The organism is Aporhodopirellula sallentina SM41 (assembly GCF_000346505.1).
GTDB lineage: Bacteria > Planctomycetota > Planctomycetia > Pirellulales > Pirellulaceae > Rhodopirellula > Rhodopirellula sallentina.
This window is the reverse complement of sequence record NZ_ANOH01000096.1, coordinates 1-871: the sequence shown is the minus strand read 5'-3', so window position 1 is coordinate 871 and position 871 is coordinate 1. Positions and strand designations below refer to the sequence as shown.

Genomic DNA, 871 nt, shown 5'->3' with positions numbered 1-871 from the left:
GACGCTAGCTGCCGGTTGATTTACTAGCCCGCTTCGCTAGCAAGGGATCACATGGGACCACTCGCCCGCGCGTCGGGCTGGTATCTTTGGAGGTGTGACGCGCTATGTTTGCGCAAGTTTTCATCCCGAAGGGAGTCAAGCGAGTAGCCGTCGGTAAGCGATAGCGCCACCGACGGACAGGTGAATCCCACGAGCCCACTCCCCATCCCGCCGTGGCCAGCGGCCACGGCGGGATGGGGAGTGTTTTGGGGCGTTCTTGTTTTCCGGTAGTACGCTGCGTTGCAGCGACCACCGGCTACCGTCTTCAATCCCTATCGGGATATAAATTCGAACCCACAAAACAAAGACGCAGACGAAGGGGGGCGTGTTAACGCCAATCATTTCGCGTTGGCACGGCGAGCGCCTTGTGGCTCACGTTTGCCAACAGGTTCCAAACGACGCGAATTTCTAGTTCGAGAATTGTCGGTTCTGAGTGGCTGCGACGTGCGCTTGGTTCATCTTGGCGAGTTTCTCTTCGATTTCTTGGTAGGAAGGGTTCCTCGACAGATTGGTCCGCTCGAGGGGATCGGATTGATAGTCGTACAGTTCGGTGAACTGTGGTTTTTGTTTGAGTCGTGCTCCGCTGCGTTTCTTAGTCATCACGCCTTTGTACCACGCGATGTATCGATAACGTTCTGTGCGAATCGCGACTCCCCAGTGCTTGTCGTGAGGGAAGATCGTCGCGGCGAATTCGTTTACTGAGTCTCGACTGTGCTGCAGAATGGGAGCGAGACTTTTTCCTTCGGTCCCGGTTGGCGTTTCCAGGTCGGTCAATTCGCAGAGCGTTGGAAAGATGTCGACGAGATTGACTGGCGATCGGTTGATGCCAGCA

General features: G+C 55.8%; 1 protein-coding gene. It reads right to left on the bottom strand.

The window, feature by feature from the left end:
- Positions 1-447: 447 nt before the first annotated feature.
- Positions 448-871: sulfatase/phosphatase domain-containing protein (locus RSSM_RS33615; RefSeq protein ID WP_044301269.1), on the bottom strand; the 424-nt coding region annotated here is incomplete at its 5' end.